Annotated in this window: 15 protein-coding genes; 9 read left to right on the top strand and 6 right to left on the bottom strand. The window is 66.0% G+C overall.

The window, feature by feature from the left end:
• The first annotated feature begins 84 nt into the window (after positions 1 to 84).
• Positions 85 to 807, top strand: coding sequence for a polyphosphate polymerase domain-containing protein (locus BLS55_RS08890; RefSeq protein WP_092154437.1), 723 nt, complete (start codon positions 85 to 87; stop codon positions 805 to 807).
• 106 nt (positions 808 to 913) lie between these two features.
• Here the strand turns inward: BLS55_RS08890 and BLS55_RS08885 are convergent, their stop codons facing one another.
• The 3 genes from BLS55_RS08885 to BLS55_RS08875 form a co-directional block, all read right to left on the bottom strand.
• Positions 914 to 1,573 (bottom strand): hypothetical protein, encoded by a 660-nt coding sequence (locus BLS55_RS08885; RefSeq protein WP_092154435.1) that lies wholly within the window; start codon positions 1,571 to 1,573, stop codon positions 914 to 916.
• Between the two features lie 31 nt (positions 1,574 to 1,604).
• Entirely contained in the window at positions 1,605 to 3,704 is a 2,100-nt protein-coding gene (locus tag BLS55_RS11915; RefSeq protein WP_257243196.1) for a CotH kinase family protein, read from the bottom strand.
• Positions 3,705 to 3,847: 143 nt separating this feature from the next.
• Complete coding sequence (locus BLS55_RS08875; RefSeq protein ID WP_092154433.1) at positions 3,848 to 4,759, bottom strand: methylenetetrahydrofolate reductase; 912 nt, start codon at positions 4,757 to 4,759, stop codon at positions 3,848 to 3,850.
• A gap of 181 nt (positions 4,760 to 4,940) precedes the next feature.
• Between BLS55_RS08875 and BLS55_RS08870 the strand changes: the two genes are divergently transcribed.
• The 8 genes from BLS55_RS08870 to BLS55_RS08835 all read left to right on the top strand — a co-directional run bounded on the left by BLS55_RS08870 (position 4,941) and on the right by BLS55_RS08835 (position 16,833).
• Positions 4,941 to 6,191 (top strand): phosphodiester glycosidase family protein, encoded by a 1,251-nt coding sequence (locus tag BLS55_RS08870; RefSeq protein WP_092154431.1) that lies wholly within the window; start codon positions 4,941 to 4,943, stop codon positions 6,189 to 6,191.
• 84 nt (positions 6,192 to 6,275) lie between these two features.
• The gene (locus BLS55_RS08865) at positions 6,276 to 7,073 is read left to right on the top strand and encodes a type III pantothenate kinase (protein WP_092154429.1); all 798 of its coding nucleotides are present in this window, start codon (positions 6,276 to 6,278) and stop codon (positions 7,071 to 7,073) included.
• A 61-nt stretch (positions 7,074 to 7,134) separates the two neighbouring features.
• Positions 7,135 to 8,436, top strand: coding sequence for a phosphopyruvate hydratase (gene eno, locus BLS55_RS08860; RefSeq protein ID WP_092154427.1), 1,302 nt, complete (start codon positions 7,135 to 7,137; stop codon positions 8,434 to 8,436).
• Positions 8,437 to 8,725: 289 nt separating this feature from the next.
• A complete protein-coding gene (gene folD, locus BLS55_RS08855; RefSeq protein WP_092154425.1) occupies positions 8,726 to 9,586 on the top strand; it encodes a bifunctional methylenetetrahydrofolate dehydrogenase/methenyltetrahydrofolate cyclohydrolase FolD in 861 nt (286 codons plus the stop codon).
• Positions 9,583 to 12,531 (top strand): excinuclease ABC subunit UvrA, encoded by a 2,949-nt coding sequence (gene uvrA, locus BLS55_RS08850; RefSeq protein ID WP_092154423.1) that lies wholly within the window; start codon positions 9,583 to 9,585, stop codon positions 12,529 to 12,531. Before folD ends, uvrA begins: the two co-directional genes overlap by 4 nt.
• Before the next feature lie 70 nt (positions 12,532 to 12,601).
• Positions 12,602 to 13,804, top strand: coding sequence for a saccharopine dehydrogenase family protein (locus tag BLS55_RS08845; protein WP_092154499.1), 1,203 nt, complete (start codon positions 12,602 to 12,604; stop codon positions 13,802 to 13,804).
• A gap of 86 nt (positions 13,805 to 13,890) precedes the next feature.
• On the top strand, positions 13,891 to 15,513 hold the full coding sequence (locus BLS55_RS08840; protein WP_092154421.1) for a gamma-glutamyltransferase family protein: 1,623 nt from the start codon (positions 13,891 to 13,893) through the stop codon (positions 15,511 to 15,513).
• A 282-nt stretch (positions 15,514 to 15,795) separates the two neighbouring features.
• A complete protein-coding gene (locus BLS55_RS08835; protein ID WP_092154420.1) occupies positions 15,796 to 16,833 on the top strand; it encodes a hemolysin family protein in 1,038 nt (345 codons plus the stop codon).
• Positions 16,834 to 16,985: 152 nt separating this feature from the next.
• On the opposite strand, the gene BLS55_RS08830 is transcribed toward BLS55_RS08835, so the two are convergent.
• The 3 genes from BLS55_RS08830 to ruvX are packed head-to-tail and all read right to left on the bottom strand — an operon-like array spanning position 16,986 to position 18,723.
• Entirely contained in the window at positions 16,986 to 17,222 is a 237-nt protein-coding gene (locus tag BLS55_RS08830) for a hypothetical protein (protein ID WP_092154418.1), read from the bottom strand.
• 29 nt (positions 17,223 to 17,251) lie between these two features.
• Complete coding sequence (gene mltG, locus BLS55_RS08825; protein ID WP_092154416.1) at positions 17,252 to 18,289, bottom strand: endolytic transglycosylase MltG; 1,038 nt, start codon at positions 18,287 to 18,289, stop codon at positions 17,252 to 17,254.
• A complete protein-coding gene (gene ruvX / locus BLS55_RS08820) occupies positions 18,286 to 18,723 on the bottom strand; it encodes a Holliday junction resolvase RuvX (protein WP_180365434.1) in 438 nt (145 codons plus the stop codon). Before ruvX ends, mltG begins: the two co-directional genes overlap by 4 nt.
• Between the last annotated feature and the right edge of the window lies 1 nt (position 18,724).

The following is an 18,724-nucleotide window of genomic DNA, read 5'->3' as shown; positions in this document are numbered from 1 at the left end:
CGTGGAGAGGGGAAGGCGGTCAATACGGCGCACGGCCCGGAAGCGCCGCTTTACTTCGGCGTCATCAAAGGGTAACATACAATAATGCCCCTCTTCTCACTGCCAGTGCCTGCGCGGGCCACATCCGTACAGCGCGGATTCCGCTGCGAACGCAAATACTACCTCACGCCTGGGGACGCGCTGACGTTGCGACAGCGCGTGGCTTGGCTGCTGCGCCCGGACAGGCATGCGCAGAACGGCCCTTACCACATCAGCAGCCTGTATTTTGACGACCTTTACGATACGGCGTTGCGCCAGAAGCAGTGCGGGGCCCTGGTGCGGGACAAATGGCGGCTGCGCTGGTACGACGGGGCGACGGAGAAGGCGCGGCTGGAGCGCAAGCACAAATGCGGCGATCTTTCCCGCAAGGACCAGGTCTGGCTCGCGCCGGAGCAGTTCCGGCGGCTGTGCCGGGGCGATTTCGGCTGCGCGGCGGGGGAGCAGGCACCGGTGTGGCGGGCTTTTTACGCCGCCTGGCTGCGGGCGGGGCTGCGCCCCGTGGTGCAGGTGGACTATGACCGGGAGGCCTTCAGCTATGCGCCCGGCAACGTGCGCGTGACCTTTGACAGCGGCCTGCGCGCCGCCCGACCAGGGAGCGCGGTTCTCTTGCCCGTGCAGACAGACGGGCTCACGATTCTGGAGCTGAAATACGACGGTTTCCTGCCCGATGCGGCGGCCCGGCTGTTTTCCGGCATGGAGATGACGCAGCTGGCCATTTCCAAGTACGTCATGGCCCGGTTCTGCCTTATGGAGCACGGCTTCAGCTAAAGCAGACGCCCGTTGTGGAGGCGTAAGCGCAATTTATTGCGCTGTTAAGCGCCGAAACAAGCGTGCCTTGAACTTTGAGAATGCATATTCTCAAAGTTGATCTGCTCTAAACATAATCGCCGTTATATTCCACCAGGGTGGCGCTTTCCACGCCGGGAACGGCGGTTAAGGGCTCTATGAAGGCCGTCCGGCCGTCTTTGACGCGGACTTCCAGAGTCAGCTCCGTCAGGCCGCCGCTGACGCTCTTGTTCTTCAGCTTGCCCTTGAGGGGCGCAAGCAGACCGACCACGGCCGTCTCGGCCTCGGCGGCGTAGCGCAGGATGAGCAGGAAGACGCGCCGGCCCTTGTGCACGGCGTGCATGAGAATGTAGACCAGCCCCAGCACGGCCGTGCCGAATACCGCCACCATGTAGAGACGCGCCCCGGCCGTAAGTCCGGCCGCGATGCTCCAGTACAGGAAGCCCACGTCCAGGGGATCCTTGATCGGCGCGCGGAAGCGGACAATGGACAGCGCGCCCACCATGCCCAGCGAAAGCACGAAGTTGGTGCCGATGGTAATGATGATGAAAGCCGTGACGCCGCTGACCAGAAGCAGCAGCACGCCGAAATTTTCGCTGTAGATCACGCCGCGGTAAAAATATTTATAGAGCAGATAGATAGCCAGGCCGCAGCCCAGGGCCACGGTCATGGTGGTGGCGAGGGAGACAAAACTGAGGCTTTCCTGCTGCGAGAGCAGAAGCAGCAGTTTGCGGAGTTCTTCGGTCATGGTGCACCAGGCTGCCCAAAACTGGAGCGGACTACCGCACCGGGATGGAGGACAGGATGTTTCCCGCCGCGTCCCGCAGGTAGACGGTCTCGCCCTTTCTGGGGTTGAAGTTGACGTTGCGCCGCAACAGCGCCTTGGCATGCCGGTGGCCCTTGCCCACAAACTGGGCGAACTCGCCGGGCTGCAGCGTCAAATCTTTTAAGCGATATTTGCGCGGTTTATCCAGGCGGTCACTCAGATACAGGCCGTCCGCACTCTGGGGCGCGTCGCTCACGTTGCGCAGGGTAAAACCGCACAGGGCGCCCTGGTCGTAGGCTTCTTCCAGCGCGAAAGGCACGGGATGCGGCCGCGTCGCCAGGACAACCCGCACGCGCCCGTCTACCGCGTCCTGGGCGGAAACCGCCAGGGTCGGCCCGCGGCGGACAACGCCGTTGACCTCCCAGTGGTCAAAGGCGACGGTGGGCGTCAGTAAAGGAGCAACTATAACTGGATTTTCCACAAAATACCAGCCCACAGGGTTCTCGCCAGCGATGGTGCCGCAGCGGGCCCGGCCCTGTACAGAAACTTCATAAAGCTCAGTATATCCGAAAGTTTCTCGCAGCTCGTGCAGCATATGCGCCGGGCGCTCTTCAAAAAAACGCAGAATGTTTTGCCGCCCGGCCATAATTTTCTGCCCCAGCCCCGGCGGGCTGTACGCGCCGTGTGCGGCCGCGTAGCGGATTTCCTTCAGGCTGACGGCGTCCAGGGCCGCCATGGCGGCGCGCACTTTGTCCGGGGTAAAGTGGGCAAAGGCCATGTCGCACAGGTTGTTGGCAAATTGCGCCGCCAGCTCCGGCCGCGTGAGCAGGGCGGCAAAGATGGGGCTCTTTTTCATAACCCGGGCAAGAGAAGGGGCGTCTGCCCCTTGCATGCCGTGCCACAGGCTCATGGCCGTAGCGTCCAGATCATAGAGCACATAACGCCAGCGGCCGTCCAGCTCCGGCAGGGGGAGCGTCGTGTCGCCGCTGTAGCGCCAGACTCTGACGTTGTTCTGGTCATCGGGCCAGTCCCGGTTGTCCACATAAATTTCAGCGACGTAGTAGGAGAGCAGGTTGTCCACATCCACCTGCCGGGCAACGGCCGTAAGCAGCGCGGCGTCCATGGGGCGGTCTGCACAGGCTTCGGCAAGCCTGCGGAAGTCCGTAATTTCCCTTAAATGCAGCAGATGCGGGTACTTGGGGGAAGAACGCAACTCGCGCACGCCGCCGTCTAGAACGGTGATGTCCCCTTTGGACACGTGCAGCGCATCGGCCAGAAAGCTGTCGTCCACGCGCGTGGTCAAAAAGGCGTGCCCGTAGTACGCGCCGTTGAGAAACACCGCCGCGGAATGGGACGGGGCCACCCAGAGATAGCCGGCCTTGGCGGCCAGCCGGGTGAGCAGGGGCGTGCGCAGCTGCGCGTCTTCCAGATCCTGGCCGCCGTTGCTGAGCACCAGTCCGTCAAAGGCCAACATAGGGCGCGGCGCAGTCGGGAGGGCCAATTCCGGGAAAAAAGGATAGTCGAATTTGCCGTGGCCTTTTTCGTAGCTTTTGCGCGCAATAAGCCGCAGGGATTTTTGCAGCGCGTGCCGCGAAACCCCGCCAAAAACCCGCAGCCCGGCCGCCTGCTCCAGGATGCGCGTGCCTTCCGGGCTGAAAACCTCTACCGCGACGGGGCGTTCCCACTCCCGCCCGCGGCCTTTGTAGTTGGCGTTGTGCGCGGTGGCGTCGAGATAGGGATGCTGCGCTTCGGAAAGGGCGCGCAGCCTGCCGGGCACCAGAATGCCGCGTTCGTGGCCGTAAAGGTTGTCCGGGTTTGTGGAAAGGGAAAAGACGTAGGAGGAGAACCGCGCCGCAATGTGGGGATCAAAAAAATAGCTGTGCACGCTGGCGGCGCTGGTCCGGTCCCCTGCCACGGCCCTGGCCTTGACCACCACGCAGGTCGTGTTCTTTGCGGGGCCGAGTCTGATGGGCTCCGTATAAAGGGGGCTTTGCGCCGTGGGCTCTGAACCGTCCAGCGTATAGTGGATGCGGGCTTCGGGCTGTTCCGTGGTCAAGGTTACGCGGATGGGGGCCGCAAAAAAGTGCCCTGCCGGGCTGAAGCGCGGCGTCAGGCGACGCTGCGTTTCGTGCGCCAGCAGGGTGCAGACGCTTTCGCGCTGGGTGGGCTCAGCGCTGACGGGAAGGCCCTAGCGGGCCATTTCCGGCGCCAGCCAGGCCACCCCTGCACAGGCCAGCAGCAGGGCTGCAAACAGGCTCAGGACGAAGGGGCGCATGCCTTGTCGTGGCTCAGCCCCGTCTCCTGCGCCAGACGCAGGCAGAGGTCGGCCTTGTTGAGGGTGTAAAGGTGCACGCCCGGCGCGCCGCTTTCCAGCAGACGACGGATCTGGCGCACGGCAAAGGCCAGGCCCACTTCCCGCACGGCCTGCGCGCCGCCCCTGGCGTCGGCGGCTTCCAGATCAAGGTAGAGCTTGCCGGGAATGTTGGCCCCGCACAGGGCAAGCACCCGACGCAGGGAATCGAAGCTCTGGATGGGCAGAATGCCGGGCACAATGGGGATGGCAATGCCCTGGGCGCGCAGCCGGGCCACCAGATCCTCATACTCGCGGGCGTCAAAAAAAAGCTGGGTCAGGGCGAAATCCGCGCCGGCGCGGAGCTTTTCCGCCGTGCGGCGGCGGTCTTCGGCAAAGGAGGGGGATTCCGGGTGCGGCGCAGGGTAGGCCGCCACGCCGATGCCCATGCCGGGCTCGCGCTGGCGGGCAAAGGCCACTAGATCCGCAGCGTGGTGAAAATGCGCCCGGCTCCAGTCCCAGGGCTTGTCCTCAGGCCGGTTCGCGGGCGGATCACCGCGCAGGGCCAGCACATTGTCCACCCCGGCGGCGCGCAGGGCCTGCAGAAAGCCCGCAATGGATTCCGGCTCCGCCCCCACGCAGGTGAGGTGGGCCATAGCCGTGAAACCCCGGCGGGCCAGCTCCGCGGTGACGGTCAGGGTGTTCTGCTGTCGGGCCCCGCCCGCGCCGTAGGTCACGGAAACAAAGAGGGGGTCCAGCGCGCGCAGCCGCTCCACTGTGGCGTAAAACGCCGGCAGCTGGGCCGCATCGGCAGGCGGGAAAAATTCCAGGGAGCAAAAGGGCGCGCCAACGGCGCGGATCTTGCGGCCAATGTTCATACTGCCATCCTCTTTGATAATGATACGCGCAGGAGCGTGGTCAATCCACTTAATAACAATATCAAGATAAGTTGATATGTCAAGTCTGTCGCCCAGGTAGCTGCGCCGTCCGCGCCTGCCCCTGGCGGGCAATCTTGCCAAAAGCCGCAACTGGTCGTAATTCAGGGGCAGCAGGCGCACTATGACAACAAAAAAGATTCCAGCAGCAGGTGCGGCTTCGGCCGGGGGGCCTCCCCGCGCGGGAGGGCGGCATGGGCGGCGGGCCTTCGGGCTCGCGGCCGGGCTGTGCTGCGCCGCGCTGTGGGCCTGGATTGCCGTGGGCCTTGCCCGCGCCCTGCCGGACGATGCCGCGCCCCCGGCGTTTGCTGCGCCCGCTGCCCCCGGCCCGGCCCGCAGCGCCGCTCCGGAGCCCGATTCAGGGCGCGCCGCATCCGCTGCGCCGGCCCTGCCGCCGGAGGCGGCAACCGCCCCGGCCGCGCCAGCCCTTCCGACGGCCCCGCCCGCTGCCGGGGCTGGTGCCGCAGCTGCGATCCGGGACGCGGGGGCTGTGCCGTTTTTCGCCCCCGCGCCAGCCGCAAGCCTTGCCCCGGAAAGCCCGGCCTCCCCGGCCGAAGGCCTGGGCGTTGCCCCTTCCGATGGCGCGGCCGCGCCCGGCGGGCAGGGCGGACCGCCCCAGGGCGGGGTGGACAGCGCGGGCCGCGCCGCCTGGCGGGAACTGGAGCCGGGTTTGCTGTTCGGCGAATTTCAGCTCCACGAGAGCGAAGCCCTGCTCACGGCCCTGCGCATTGATCCCCAACGCTTTGATTTTGTCCTCTGCGCGCGCTCGCTGGACGGCGGCCCGCCGCGGGCCCTGAGCCAGTGGGGCGAGCAGTACAACCTTGCCGCCGCCATCAACGCCAGCATGTACCTGCCCGACGGGCTGACCAGCACGGGCTATATGCGGGAGGGCGCGCACGTCAATAACGGCCGCCTGGTGCAGCGCTTCGGGGCCTTTTTTGTGGCCGGCCCCGATAACGACGCTCTGCCGCGGGCCACTATCCTGGATAAGGACGCCCCCGACTGGCAGGACCAGCTCAACCACTACCGCCTGGTGGTGCAGAACTACCGCATGACCAGCGCGGACCGGCGCATCCTCTGGTCGCCTGGGGGGCCGCTCTACTCCATTTCGGCCGTGGCCGTGGACGGGGACGGGCAGATCCTTTTTCTGCACTGCCGTCAGCCCGTGGAGGCCTACGCCTTTGCCCAGCAATTGCTGCACCTACCCCTTAATGTGCGCACGGTCATGTATGTGGAAGGCGGCGGCCAGGCCGGGCTGCTGGTGCGCTCTCCGGCGTTGACCAGAGAGCTTGCGGGCAAAAGCGCCGCGGGCCTGCTGGTGACCGGCGACCTGCGGGCCCTGCTGCCCAACGTCCTGGGCGCGCGCCGCCGCTGAAGGGCCGGGGCGCGCCTTGCTTCCCGGCCAGGGATGGGGCATACTGCGGCTGCGCGTAAGAACGGCCGTCAGGGGGGGGCAGGTATGGAGTGCGATCTTCTGTTGTTTGACATCGGCAACACTTCGGTCAAAATCGGCCTGGCGGACGCGCGCCGGGTGCTGACCTCCTACACCCTGCACACGGATATAGGGCAGACGGCGGACAACCTGGGGCTTACCCTGCTTGCGCTGTTGCGCCATGCGGGCGTAACGCCTGGGCAACTGGCCGGCTGCGTGGCCTCCTCGGTGGTGCCGGGCTTTGACCCCCTGCTGCGCGAATCCGTGGCCCGGTATCTGAACTGCCCCTTGCACCGGGTGGGCAAGGATCTGCCCGTGCCCCTGGAAAACCGCTACGAGCGCCCCTGCGAAGTGGGGGCCGATCGCTTGGTGGGGGCCTATGCGGCGCGGCGGCTCTGCCCTGAGGCCCCGTCCATTCTGGTGGTGGATTTCGGCACGGCTGTCACCCTGGATTGCGTGAGCGGCGACGCCTACCTGGGCGGCCTGATATTTCCCGGCCCGCGCACGGCGCTGGCGGCGCTTTCCGGCGCGGCGGCCAAGCTGCCGCGCATTAATCTGGACGTGCGCGCCACAGAGCCCTCTCCGGGCCGCAACACCAGCACCAGCATGCGCCACGGGCTGGTTTTCGGTTTTGCCAGCATGGTGGAGGGCCTGGCCCAGCGGCTCAAGCGCCAGCTGCCCGGCCCCACAAAGGTGCTGGGCACGGGCGGCTTTGCCGACGCCATCGCCAGGGTGAGCCCGGTATTTGACCAGGTGACGCCCATGCTGCTGCTTGAAGGTCTACGCCGCCTGTACTACGAGCAGCGGGATACGCTGGACCGCTGACGCCGCGCCGTCCGGCGCACTTTTTTCGCAATCATCGCCCGCAGGGCAAAAGGAGCTATCCATGAGCAGCATTGCCTCGGTTTTCGGCCGTGAGATTCTTGATTCGCGCGGCAATCCCACCGTGGAGGTGGAAGTGACGCTGGAGTCGGGCCACAGCGCCAGGGCCGCTGTGCCTTCCGGCGCTTCCACCGGCAGCCGCGAGGCGCTGGAAATGCGCGACGGCGACAAAAAGCGCTATGGCGGCAAAGGGGTGACCAAGGCCGTGGAGCACGTCAACAGCGAAATCGCCGACGCCCTCACGGGCATGGACGTGCTGCGCCAGGTGCAGATCGACAATACCCTTATTGACCTGGACGGCACGGACAACAAGTCCCGTCTGGGGGCCAACGCCATGCTGGGGGTCAGCATGGCCTGCGCCCGCGTGGCTGCTGAGTACCTGGGCCTGCCCCTCTACAAGTATCTGGGCGGCATCAACGCCAAGGTGCTGCCCGTGCCCATGATGAACATCGTCAACGGCGGCGCGCACGCCCCCAACAACCTGGATATTCAGGAGTTCATGATCATGCCCGTGGGGGCCATGACCTTTGCCGATTCCCTGCGCATGGGCGCGGAGATCTTCCACACCCTGCAGGCCATCCTCAAAAAGGACGGCCACGTGACCAGCGTGGGCGACGAGGGCGGCTTTGCCCCCAACCTCAAGAACCACGACGAAGCCTTCAGCTACATCATCAAGGCCATCGAAGAGGCGGGCTACAATCCCGGCCGCGAGGTGGCCCTGGCCATTGATGCGGCGGCCTCGGAATTTTATAAGGACGGCTCCTATGTGCTGGCGGGCGAGGGCAAAACCTTCAACAACGCTGAAATGAGCCAGTGGCTGGCCGAATTTGCGGACAAATACCCCCTCATCTCCATTGAGGACGGCATGGCCGAGGGCGACTGGGACGGCTGGGGCATGCTCACGGGCGCGCTGGGCGACCGCATCCAGCTGGTGGGCGACGACGTCTTCGTCACCAATCCGGCCATCCTGGCCGAGGGCATTGACGCGGGCGTGGCCAACGCCATCCTTATCAAGCTGAACCAGATCGGCACGGTCACCGAAACCCTCGATACCGTGGAAATGGCCAAGGAAGCCTCCTACAGCACGGTCATCTCGCACCGTTCCGGCGAAACGGAAGACAGCTTCATCGCTGACCTGGCCGTGGGCCTCAATGCCGGGCAGATCAAAACCGGCTCCCTCTGCCGCTCGGAGCGCATGGCCAAGTATAATCAGCTGCTGCGCATTGAAGAAGAGCTGGACGAGGACGCCGAATTCTTCGGCCCCATTATGGCGGAGTATTACCTGCAGGAAGGCTCGGACCAATAACGCGCCTTCGGGCCCGGTGCGGCTTCCGGCCTGCCTCTGATGCCGGAGCCGTGCGCGCTGCCCGTGGGAACGCACGTTCGCAAGGGCAGGCGGACGCGCATTCCGGCGCGTACCCGCGCATTCCGGCGCGTACCCGCGCCTGCGCGGCGAGCGTCTGCCCGCACTGCCGCCTGGGCATTGCCAGGGTGCAGTGCCCTGACGTTATCGGGAAAAGGCGTGGGGGAGGAAACCCTTTTGCATCAGGGGCCCTCCCCCACAAAATTTCCCCCCTTCTACCTGTGGAGAAAACATGCTTCTGATCGACGGCAAAGCAACGGCCGCGGCCCTGCGGGCCGAGCTGGCCGAGGCCGTGGCCGCCGCGCGGGCCGAGGGCGCGCGCGCGCCGGGCCTGGCGGTGATTCTGGTGGGCGAGGATCCGGCCTCGCAGGTCTATGTGCGCAACAAGGAACGGGCCTGCGCCGAAGCGGGCATCGTGTCCTTTCCGCACCATCTGCCCGCAGGCACCAGCCAGGCGGATCTGCTGGCCCTGATCCGCGCCTGCAATGCGGATCCGGCCGTGGACGGCATCCTGCTGCAGCTGCCCCTGCCGGGCGGCCTGGACGCTCAGGCCTGCCTGCTGGCCATCGATCCGGACAAGGACGTGGACGGCTTCCACCCCATGAACGTGGGGCGGCTTTCCGTAGGCCTGCCGGGCTTTGTTTCCTGCACGCCTGCCGGGGTCATGGAGCTGTTGCGGCGTTACGAGCTGCCCACGGCGGGCTGCCGGGCCGTGGTGGTGGGGCGCTCCAACATTGTGGGCAAGCCCCTGGCCATGCTGCTTACCCAGCCCGGCCCCTACGGCGACGCCACGGTAACCGTGTGCCACTCCCGCACGCCGGACCTGGCGGCGCAGTGCCGTCAGGCGGATTTTCTGTTCCTGGCTATGGGCCGGCCGCGCAGCATTACCGCCGACATGGTGCGCGAAGGCGCGGTGGTTGTTGACGTGGGCATCAACCGCACGCCCCAGGGCCTTTGCGGCGATGCGGACTTTGCCGCCGTAAGTCAGAAAGCCCGGGCCATCACCCCGGTGCCCGGCGGCGTGGGGCCCATGACCATTGCCATGCTCCTGTCCAATACCGTGCAATCCTGGCGGCAGCGTCTTTCCCTATGAGCGACGGCAAAAAGCCCTGCATCCACATCGTCAAGGCCCGGCAGCACAACCTGCGCGACATCAGCCTGGATATCCCCAGGGACGAGCTGGTAGTGGTCTGCGGGCCTTCGGGTTCCGGCAAGTCCACCCTGGCCTTTGACATCGTCTACGCCGAAGGCCAGCGGCGCTATGTGGAATCCCTTTCCACCTACGCCCGCCAGTTCCTGCCCCAGATGGACAAGCCCGACGTGGAGAAGATTGAGGGCCTTTCCCCGGCCATCTCCCTGGAGCAGCAGAGCGTCTCGCGCAACCCGCGCTCCACCGTGGGCACGGTAACGGAAATCTACGACTTTCTGCGCGTGTTCTACGCCCGCCTGGGCCGCATGTACTGTCCCCAGTGCGGACGGCCCATTGAAGCCCGCGCCACGGACGAAATCATTGCGGACATTCTGGCCCTGCCCCAGGGCGCAAAGTTCATGGTTCTGGCCCCGCTGGTGGAGCTGCAAAAAGGCACGCATCAGGACAAATTCAAAAAGCTCAAGGCCGAAGGCTTTGCCCGCGTGCGCGTGGACGGCGCCTTTCATACCCTGGACGCCCTGCCTGAGCTGGATAAAAACAAAAAGCACAGCATCGACCTGGTGGTGGACCGCCTGGTCAACAAGGAGGGCATCCGCGGGCGGCTGGCCGATTCCGTGGAGCTGGCCCTGCGCTTCGGCGACGGGCGGCTGGTGGTGCACCGGCCCGACCTGCCCCAGGGGGAACAGGACGCGGTGCAGTCCACCACTTCGGTCTGCCCGCACTGCCACATTTCCCTCCCGGCCCTGAGCCCGCAGCTCTTTTCCTTCAACGGCCCCCAGGGGGCCTGCCCCCGCTGCGTGGGCCTGGGCGGCGTGGACTACTTTGAACCGCGCCTCATCGCGCCCAACATGGGGCTTTCGCTCAGCACAGGGGCGCTGCTGCCCTGGACGGGCAAGGCCTTTGCCCGCTATGAGGCGGCCCTCAAGGCCCTGGGCACCCGCTTCAAGTTCAGCCTCTCCACCCCGTTGGAAAAATTTTCCGAAGACGCCCTGGCCGCCCTGTTTTACGGCGAGGATGAACACGGCCGCCCGGCGCGCGCCTCCCTGGGCCTGCGCCGCAACTGGATGGGCGGCAGCGTGGCCCTGGGCGCAGCGGGCGACTATCAGAGCGAACACTTTGTCCAGGCCATGAAGGCGCAAAGCCAGGTGCGTGCGGACGCGACGCGCTGGCCCGGCGTCATCCCCCTGCTGGAAAGCGGCATGCAGTACGGCGAAGCCTGGCGCGAGGCGCTCTCGCGCTTCCGCCAGACCATGGACTGCCCGGACTGCCGCGGCGCGCGCCTCAACCCCAGCGCCCTGGCCGTGCGGGTGGACGATCTGAATATCGCCCAGTTCTGCGCTCTTTCCGTGGAGCGCGCCCTGGACTGGCTGGCGCGCCGCAGCTTCACGGGCCGCCATGCCCTGATCGCCGAACCCCTGCTCAAGGAGCTTACCCACCGTTTGTCCTTCATGCGCAACGTGGGGCTGGAGTACCTCTCCCTGGGCCGCTCCATGGCCACCCTTTCCGGCGGCGAGGCCCAGCGCATCCGCCTGGCCTCCCAACTGGGCTCCGGCCTGGTGGGCGTCACCTATGTGCTGGACGAACCCTCCATCGGCCTGCACCCCCGCGACAACGAACGCCTTCTGGGCACCCTGCGCTCCCTCCAGGCCCGCGGCAACACCGTGCTGGTGGTGGAGCACGACGAGGCCACCATCTGCGCGGCGGATACGGTCATTGAGCTGGGCCCCGGCTCCGGGGCGCAGGGCGGGCAGATCATGTTTCAGGGCTCCGTGGATCAGCTCCTGCGGGCCGATACCCTCACGGCCCGCTACCTGCGCGGGGACGCCAGCATCCCCCTGCCCGACCAGCGCCGCGAGGGCAAGGGCGCGCTGCTGCTCCACGGCATCGCCACCAATAATCTGCAGAACATTGATTGCCGCATCCCCCTGGGCGTGCTTACCTGCGTCACGGGCGTTTCCGGCTCCGGCAAAAGCTCCCTGGTGGTGGATACCCTCTACAAGCACCTGGCCCTGAACCTGGGGCAGCGCGTGGACCAGCCCGGCAGCATCGCCGGCCTGAGCTATACCAATGACGCCGCGCCCGTGGAGCGCATCGTGGCCATTGACCAGACCCCCATCGGCCGCACCCCGCGCTCCAACCCGGCCACCTACACCAAGATTTTTGACGAAATCCGCAATATTTTCGCCATGACGCCCGACGCCCGCAAGCGCGGCTACAAACCCGGCCGCTTCAGCTTCAACGTGCGCGGCGGCCGCTGCGAAGCCTGCGGCGGCGACGGCCAGATTCGGGTGGAAATGCACTTTCTGCCAGATATTTACGTCACCTGCGACGTGTGCAAGGGCCGCCGCTACAACCACGAAACCCTGGAAGTGCGCTACAAAGGCCTGAACATCGCCGACGTGCTGGAGCTCACCGTGCGCCAGGCCCGCGAGCTCTTCAGCAGCTATCCCGCCCTGGAACGCCGCCTGGCCGTGCTGGAGGAAGTGGGCCTGGAATACCTGCGCCTGGGCCAGCCCGCCACCACCCTCTCCGGCGGCGAAGCCCAGCGCATCAAAATCTCGCGCGAGCTGGGCAAGCGCTCCCTGCCCGGCACCATGTACATCCTGGACGAACCCACCACCGGCCTGCACATGCACGAGGTGGGCAAGCTCATCAAGGTGCTCCACGCCCTGGTGGACCGCGGCGCCAGCGTGGTGGTCATCGAGCACAATACGGACATGATCCTGGCCGCGGACTATGTGCTGGATATGGGCCCCGGCGGCGGAGAAAACGGCGGCCGCATCGTGGCCGCGGGCACGCCCGAAGCCATCGTGGCCGACCCCAACTCCGTTACGGGCCGCTTCCTCATGCAGGAACGGCTGGACAGAACCAGACGGCGGCCGCGGTAGGGGCATTTTGTGAGGGAGGCCCTTTTTGAAAAAGGCCTCCACGCCTGCAACAGACGAGGTTATAGACATCATGGCCAATCTTCTCATCATCGGCGCGGGCGGCGTGGGCAGCGTGGTGGCCCACAAGTGCGCCCAGGCCGCCAAGTACGAACAGGCCTTCAGCCATATCACCCTGGCCAGCCGCACCCGCGCCAAGTGCGACGCCATCGCCCAAAGCGTTAAAAAACGCCTGGATGCGGACCTCAGCACCGCGCAGGTGGACGCGGACAACGTGCCGGAGCTCTGCGCCCTGCTGCGGGATCTGAAGCCCGACCTGGTCTGCAACGTGGCCCTGCCCTACCAGGACCTGCACATTATGGACGCCTGCCTGGAATGCGGCGTGCACTATGTGGATACCGCCAACTACGAACCCCTGGATACGGCCAAATTTGAATACAAATGGCAGTGGGCCTACGGCGAACGCTTCCGCGAGGCCGGGCTCACCGCCCTGCTGGGTTCCGGCTTCGACCCCGGCGTGACCAACGTCTACGCGGCCTGGGCCCTCAAGCACCAGCTGGACGAAGTGCAGGTGCTGGACATCATCGACTGCAACGCGGGCGACCACGGCCAGCCCTTTGCCACCAACTTCAATCCGGAAATCAACATCCGCGAGGTCACGGCCCGGGGCCGCTACTGGGAACGCGGCGAATGGGTGGAAACCGACCCCCTCTCCTGGTCCATGACCTACGACTTCCCCGACGGCATCGGCCCCAAAAAGTGCTATCTTATGTACCACGAGGAGCTGGAATCCCTGGTGCGCAACCTCAAGGGCATTCGCCGGGCCCGCTTCTGGATGACTTTTTCGGACAACTACCTGAACCACCTCAAGGTGCTGGGCAACGTGGGCATGACCCGCATTGATCCCGTCAAATTCCAGGGCCAGGACATTGTGCCCATTCAGTTCCTGGCCAAACTGCTGCCCGACCCGGCCTCCCTCGGCCCCCTCACCAAGGGCAAGACCTGCATTGGCGACGTGCTGCGCGGCGTCAAGGGCGGCAAGGAAAAAACCGTCTACATCTACAACATCTGCGACCATGAAGCCTGCTATGCCGAGGTGGGCTCCCAGGCCATTTCCTATACCACAGGCGTGCCCGCCATGATCGGCGCAAAGATGGTGGCCTCCGGCCTGTGGCGCAAGCCCGGCGTCTGGAATATGGAACAGATGGACCCAGACCCCTTCATGGAAGACCTCAACCGCTACGGCCTGCCCTGGCAGTGCGTGGAAGTGCGGTAACCGCACCGCAAGGCCATCGCCCAACATCGCCCACGGGAGGGCCCTGACGCCGCTGCGCGCCGGGGCCCCCCGCTCTGGAGCCCGCCATGCGCCAGCCCTTTGATTTCGACCCGCTCTACGCGCCCTATCCCTCCCGACGCATTCCCGTCTACGCCCGCAACGGCATGGTGGCCTCCTCCTCGGCGCTGGCCGCCGCGGCGGGCCTTGCCATGCTGCGCCAGGGCGGCAACGCCGTGGACGCCATCGTGGCCACGGCCGCGGCCCTTACCGTGCTGGAGCCCACCTCCAACGGGCTGGGCAGCGACGCCTTCGCCCTGGTCTGGCACGGCGAAGCCCTGCACGGCCTCAACGCCAGCGGCCCCGCGCCCCAGGCCATTTCCATAGAAAAAGTCCTGGCCCGCCACGGCGGCGCAGCCATGCCGCGCTACGGCTGGACGCCCGTCACCGTGCCCGGAGCCGTGGCGGCCTGGGCCGCCCTTTCCGCCCGCTTCGGCAAGCTGCCTTTCCCCACCCTGCTGGAACCGGCCATAACCTATGCCGCAGAAGGCTACCCCGTGCCGCCCATGCTGGCCTTTCTGTGGAACGAAGCCTTTCAGAAGCTGCGCGCCCACTGCACCGGCCCGGAATTTGCCGCCTGGTACAGCACCTTTGTCCCGCAGGGGCAGCCTCCGCAGGCGGGTGCAATCGTGCGCCTGCCCGATCACGCCCGCAGCCTCACGGCCATTGCCCAAAGCCAGGGCGAAGATTTTTACCGCGGCGATCTGGCCGCGCGCATAGCTGCGGAAAGCGCCGCCTTCCACGGCTTCCTGACGGCCGCGGATCTGGCGGCCTTCCAGCCCCAGTGGGTGGAGCCCATCAGCGTGGCCTACCGCGGCTATGAGCTGTGGGAAATCCCGCCCAACGGCCAGGGCATCACGGCCCTTATGGCGCTCAACATTCTCAAGGAATTTCCCCTGGGAACCCTCCCTGAGGCGGAGGCCCGGCACCTGCAGTGGGAAGCCATGAAGCTGGCCTTTGCCGACAGCCGCCGCTATGTGACGGACAGCCGCCACATGAGCGTGGACTACCATGCTTTTCTCGACCCGGCCTTCGGCGCGGCCCGCGCCCGCCAGATTACAGACCGCGCCGCCCTGCCCGCGCCCGTGGAACTGCCCCGGGGCGGCACGGTCTACCTCTGCGCCGCCGACGGGCACGGCAACATGGTCTCCTATATCCAAAGCAACTATATGGGCTTTGGCTCCGGCATCGTGGTGCGCGATACGGGCATTGCCCTGCAGAACCGCGGGGCGGATTTCTCCCTCGATCCCAGCCATGCCAACTGTCTCAGGCCCGGCAAAAAAACCTACCACACCATCATCCCCGCCTTCATCACCCAGGGCGGACGGCCCGTGGGCCCCATGGGCGTCATGGGGGCCTATATGCAGCCGCAGGGCCATGTGCAGGTCATGTGCAACCTTGTGGACTACAAGCTCAATCCGCAACAGGCCCTGGACGCGCCCCGCTGGCAGTGGGTGGGCGACCGCCGTTTTCTGGTGGAACCCTCCTTCCCCATAGAAACCGCCCGCCAGCTGGCCGCTCGCGGCCATGAGACGGAAGTGGCCCTCCAAAGCGTCTCCTTTGGCCGCGGGCAGATGATCCTGCGCCTGGACAACAACGTGCTGGTAGGCGCGACAGAACCCCGCACAGACAGCAATATCGCCTGTTATTAAGGGGAAGCAAAGGGAGGGGAACGTTTCTGCGGGGGGAGGGGGAACTTTTGTGAACAAAAGTCCCCCCTTCCCCCACACGCCCCCAACCCCTTCAAAAAATTTTGCTCTCCTCAGGGGACGCAGGGCCGTACCCTGGGAGACGGCAGGGCCGTGGGGGCCGCAACGCTTCAGGGGCGCGGCCCCTCCCCGAACGTTGCACGCAGCCGTTGCCAGCGGCCCCCGCACGGCTTATGCTGGCCCTGCCGGGGCCTGCGGCCCCGGACTTCCTTGCAGGAACCCCACATGCTGACCCTTGTGCTCTCCATCACCTTGGCCATTGCCGTATCTTTTTTGTGCTCGCTGGCGGAATCGGTGCTCTATTCCCTGCCCTGGTCCGCCATTGAACGGCTGCGGCGTTCCGGCCGCCCGGCAGGGGCGGCGCTCTATAAGCTGCGGCTGGACGTCAACCGGCCCATTGCCGCCATCCTTACCCTCAACACCATTGCCAACACGGCCGGGGCCACGGTGGCCGGCGCGGCTTTTCTGGCCGCATTCGGCCCGGATTTCACCGCCCTGTTTGCCGTGGGCTTTACGGGCCTGGTGCTGGTGATGGGCGAAATTCTGCCCAAAAGCCTGGGCGTGGCCCACACGGAAGCCATTGCCGTGGCCATGGCCCGGCCCCTGGCGGTGGTCACCCGGCTGCTGACCCCGGTTCTCTGGATTACCGACGGCATCAGTCGGCTGGTGGTGCGGCCCCGCGCGGCCGGGCCGGTGGTTTCGGAAGACGACATCCGCGCCGTGGCCAGCCTTTCGCGCCAGGCCGGGCGCATCAAGCCCTATGAGGAAGCCTTTATCCGCAACGTGCTGGCCCTGGACCAGAAGCGCGTCTACGACATTATGACCCCGCGCACCGTGGTCTTTTCTTTGCCGGAAACCGAAACCGTGGAAGACGCCTACAAGGATCCGCGCATCTGGCATTTCAGCCGCGTGCCCGTGTACGGCGACAACAACGAAGACATCGTGGGCTTTGTGGAGCGCCGCGCCCTGGCCCGCAGCTTGCACGACGGCCAGGGCGGCGCGCAGCTCGCCGCCGTTATGCGGCCCATCAATTTTATTCTGGAAAATCAGACCCTGGACGTGCTCCTGCGCGAGATGCTGGAGGCCCACGAGCATCTTTTTGCCGTGCTGGACGAGTACGGCGGGCTTTCAGGGGTGGTTTCGCTGGAAGACGTGCTGGAAGAGATCCTCGGCAGCGAGATTGTGGACGAGAGCGACAATGTGGAAGACCTGCGCGCCCTGGCCCGCCGCCGCCGGGAGGCCGTCACCCGCGGCAAGGCGTAAGGCGCGCTCCATCATGCCCGCTGGAGATGCCTGCGCGGGCCTGGGGGAAGAAAAGTTTTTTGAAGGATGGGGGGTGTGGGGGGAAGGGAACTTTTGTTCACAAAAGTTCCCTTCCCCCCACCCAAAAAAATTCCCCAACGCCGCCCGCTGGGTCAGCGTTGGCGCAGGGCTTCGGCTATGATGGCGGCGTCTTCTGCGGGGCGGGAGGCAAGGCCCAGTTCCGGGTTGCTGCCGGAGCAGATAAAGCCCTGGGGGCCCAGCTCCACAAAGCCGGCGGCGATGACGCGGCTGTAGGGGAGTTGCTCGCGCATGTCGCTGTGGTCCACGCGGCGGGGGAAGATGAAGGGCACGGCCTGGCCGGAGAAATCTTCAACGATCAGGTACTTCACAGTGGCCTCCTTGTGACGTTGCGGGGGAATCAGCGTTTGCGCCGGTTTTGCAGGTATTGGCGCACGGCCTTGTTGTGGTCGTTGAGGTTCGTGCTGAAGACGTGTTCCCCGCCGTCGGTTTTGGCGACAAAGTAGAGGTAGTTGTGGGCTTCGGGCTGCACGGCGGCGGCAAGGGCCGTGAGGCCGAAGGAGCAGATGGGCCCTGGCGGCAGGCCAGGCCGCTGGTAGGTATTGTAGGGATTGGCGGGGTCGTCCAGCTGGCTGCGGCGCAGGTTGCCGTCAAAGGCCGGGCCCAGGCCGTAGATGACGGTGGGGTCGGCCTGGAGGAGCATGCCCTTTTGCAGGCGGTTCTGGTACACGCCGGCCACGCGGGGGCGTTCGGCTTCCACGGCGGTTTCCTTTTCCACCACTGAGGCCAGGACGACCCAGGTTTTAAGGTCGGCCGCGGCGGGTTTTTTGCCTCCGGGCCAGACGGCGGCGGTTTTGCGCCAGAAGTTGTCCACCATGCGTCCGGCTACGGCCCTGGCCTGGGCCAGGTCCAGCGCGTCGCCTTTTTTCAGCAGGTAGGTGTCGGGCATAAGAAAGCCCTCGGCCGTGGCAAAGGGGATGCCGTAGTGGCGCAGGAAGTCCGGGTCCATGATCACCTTGCGGAAGTCCTCGAAGCGCGCCAGGCCGGCTTCTTCCAGCAGGCGGCCCGTCTGCCACCAGGTAAGGCCTTCGGGCACGGTGACGCGGAAGAGCACGGGCTGCCCGTTGACCAGGGTATCCAGCACCTTGTCGGGCGTCCAGCCGGTATTGAGGGCAAAGCGCCCGGCCTGGAGGCGGTTCTCCCATTTTTTATAGCGGGCCAGGTAGCCAAAGCGGCGGGCGTCGGTCACCAGGCCCTCGCGGGCCAGGTTGGCGGCCACCTGATCCAGGCGCGCGCCGGGGGCCACGTCAAAAAAGGCTTCCTTGCCCGGCGTGGCGGGCGGGGTAGTCAGAAAGGTGTGGGCCTCCCAGGCCAGCCAGCCGCCGCCGGCCACGGCCAGCAGCAGGATCACGCCCACAAGACGCAGAAAGGTTTTCATGCCGGTCTCCGCTGTTGCGGCGCAAGGGCCAGAAAAGATTCCAGAATGCGCACGGCGGCCTGCTGGTCCAGCACAGCTTTGCGGCGCCGCGCGTCAAGCCCGGCCTCCCGCAGGTCGGCCCAGGCCTCCTCAGAGCTCAGCTCCTCGGGCATAAAGTAGAAGGGCAGGGGCACGCGGCGCTGCAGGCGTCTGGTCACGTTGCGCACCTGCCTGGTGGTCAGGCTTTCCTCCCCGTCGGGCAAGAGGGGCAGGCCCATAACCACGGCCTGGGCCCCGGTTGCGGCAATGGCCTCGGCCAGGGCGTCCAGCAGGGCCTTGCGGTCGGGGTGGTCGGCCAGGCGCAGGGTGCGCAGGGGAAAGGCCAGCCGCTCTTCCGGGTCGGACACGGCTAGGCCTGTGCGGGCCAGGCCGTAGTCCACGGCCACCAGCTTCACA

The organism is Desulfovibrio legallii (genome assembly GCF_900102485.1).
Lineage (GTDB): Bacteria > Desulfobacterota > Desulfovibrionia > Desulfovibrionales > Desulfovibrionaceae > Desulfovibrio > Desulfovibrio legallii_A.
The sequence above is the reverse complement of the archived record's forward strand: the minus strand, read 5'-3'. Positions and strand labels throughout refer to the sequence as shown.

Coding starts and splice junctions, on each gene's coding strand:
- mltG (WP_092154416.1), bottom strand. CDS start 18,289: ATGAAAACCTTTCTGCGTCTTGTGGGCGTGATCCTGCTGCTGGCCGTG.
- BLS55_RS08840 (WP_092154421.1), top strand. CDS start 13,891: ATGCGCCAGCCCTTTGATTTCGACCCGCTCTACGCGCCCTATCCCTCC.
- BLS55_RS08870 (WP_092154431.1), top strand. CDS start 4,941: ATGACAACAAAAAAGATTCCAGCAGCAGGTGCGGCTTCGGCCGGGGGG.
- uvrA (WP_092154423.1), top strand. CDS start 9,583: ATGAGCGACGGCAAAAAGCCCTGCATCCACATCGTCAAGGCCCGGCAG.
- BLS55_RS08875 (WP_092154433.1), bottom strand. CDS start 4,759: ATGAACATTGGCCGCAAGATCCGCGCCGTTGGCGCGCCCTTTTGCTCC.
- eno (WP_092154427.1), top strand. CDS start 7,135: ATGAGCAGCATTGCCTCGGTTTTCGGCCGTGAGATTCTTGATTCGCGC.
- BLS55_RS08885 (WP_092154435.1), bottom strand. CDS start 1,573: ATGACCGAAGAACTCCGCAAACTGCTGCTTCTGCTCTCGCAGCAGGAA.
- BLS55_RS08845 (WP_092154499.1), top strand. CDS start 12,602: ATGGCCAATCTTCTCATCATCGGCGCGGGCGGCGTGGGCAGCGTGGTG.
- BLS55_RS08835 (WP_092154420.1), top strand. CDS start 15,796: ATGCTGACCCTTGTGCTCTCCATCACCTTGGCCATTGCCGTATCTTTT.
- folD (WP_092154425.1), top strand. CDS start 8,726: ATGCTTCTGATCGACGGCAAAGCAACGGCCGCGGCCCTGCGGGCCGAG.
- BLS55_RS08890 (WP_092154437.1), top strand. CDS start 85: ATGCCCCTCTTCTCACTGCCAGTGCCTGCGCGGGCCACATCCGTACAG.
- BLS55_RS08865 (WP_092154429.1), top strand. CDS start 6,276: ATGGAGTGCGATCTTCTGTTGTTTGACATCGGCAACACTTCGGTCAAA.